This is a genomic window from Pseudomonas mediterranea CFBP 5447 (genome assembly GCF_000774145.1).
Classification (GTDB): Bacteria; Pseudomonadota; Gammaproteobacteria; order Pseudomonadales; family Pseudomonadaceae; genus Aquipseudomonas; species Aquipseudomonas mediterranea.
In genome coordinates this window covers 1-1067 of record NZ_KN322969.1, presented here as the reverse complement: position 1 = coordinate 1067, position 1067 = coordinate 1, and the positions used below count along the sequence as shown (strand labels likewise).

The window sequence follows — 1067 nt, the reverse complement described above, 5'->3', positions numbered from 1 at the left end:
GTCTGCTCCGAAGTTTTCGGTTCGGCCAAGGTTGACTTCGACAAGATCGACAGCGCCCCGGAAGAAAAAGCTCGCGGTATCACCATCAACACCGCTCACGTTGAATACGATTCGGCCGTGCGTCACTACGCACACGTTGACTGCCCAGGTCACGCCGACTACGTAAAAAACATGATCACCGGTGCTGCCCAGATGGATGGCGCGATCCTGGTTTGCTCGGCCGCCGATGGTCCGATGCCACAAACCCGTGAGCACATCCTGCTGTCCCGTCAGGTAGGCGTTCCGTACATCGTTGTCTTCCTGAACAAGGCTGACATGGTTGACGACGCTGAGCTGCTGGAACTGGTTGAGATGGAAGTGCGCGACCTGCTGAGCACTTACGACTTCCCAGGTGATGACACTCCAATCATCATCGGTTCGGCTCTGATGGCTCTGAACGGCCAGGACGACAACGAAATGGGCACCAGCGCTGTGAAGAAGCTGGTAGAAACTCTGGACAGCTACATCCCAGAGCCAGAGCGTGCTATCGACAAGCCGTTCCTGATGCCAATCGAAGACGTATTCTCGATCTCCGGTCGCGGTACTGTTGTGACTGGTCGTGTTGAGCGTGGCATCGTCCGCATCCAGGAAGAAGTTGAGATCGTCGGTCTGCGCGACACTCAGAAAACTACCTGCACCGGCGTTGAAATGTTCCGCAAGCTGCTCGACGAAGGTCGTGCTGGCGAGAACTGCGGCGTACTGCTGCGCGGCACCAAGCGTGACGACGTTGAGCGTGGCCAGGTTCTGGTCAAGCCAGGCACCGTCAAGCCACACACCAAGTTCGTTGCAGAAGTTTACGTTCTGAGCAAGGAAGAAGGCGGTCGTCATACTCCGTTCTTCAAAGGCTACCGTCCACAGTTCTACTTCCGTACAACTGACGTGACTGGTAACTGCGAGCTGCCAGACGGCGTTGAAATGGTAATGCCAGGTGACAACATCCAGATGACTGTCACTCTGATCAAGACCATCGCAATGGAAGACGGTCTGCGCTTCGCTATCCGTGAAGGCGGTCGTACCGTCGGCGCTGG

At 56.3% G+C, this 1067-nt stretch carries 1 protein-coding gene; it reads left to right on the top strand.

Going from position 1 to position 1067, the window contains the following annotated elements; translation table 11 throughout:
- Window positions 1-1067, top strand: a 1067-nt coding sequence (gene tuf, locus N005_RS03000; protein ID WP_047699288.1) for an elongation factor Tu, incomplete at both ends; no start/stop codon positions are given.